Here is a 273-nt window from a genome sequence, read left to right on the forward strand (position 1 = left end):
CGCCCAGTGCCCGATGCCGGCGACCAGGGTCAGCGGCACCGCATGGGCGATGTCGGAGCCGACAATGCTCGCCACCGGCAGGCGCGGGTAGAGCAACAGCAGCACCGTCACGCCGACCGCACCGGCGCCGACGGAGGAGATCGAGACCAGCACGCCGAGCACGATGCCGGTGATCACAGTCGCCACCGCCGTGGTGCGCTCGTCGACCTGCTCGAGGCGGCGGCGATAACGCTCCATGATCGATCTTCGGAAGATCAGCGAGGTCGCGGTGAG

At 69.2% G+C, this 273-nt stretch carries 1 protein-coding gene; it reads right to left on the minus strand.

The window, feature by feature from the left end:
• Positions 1-258: TSUP family transporter (locus MJ643_RS30740; RefSeq protein WP_282103304.1), on the minus strand; the 258-nt coding region annotated here is incomplete at its 3' end.
• Positions 259-273: the final 15 nt, after the last annotated feature.

This window comes from Pseudomonas sp. PNPG3, assembly GCF_023093815.1.
Taxonomy (GTDB): domain Bacteria; phylum Pseudomonadota; class Gammaproteobacteria; order Pseudomonadales; family Pseudomonadaceae; genus Aquipseudomonas; species Aquipseudomonas asiatica.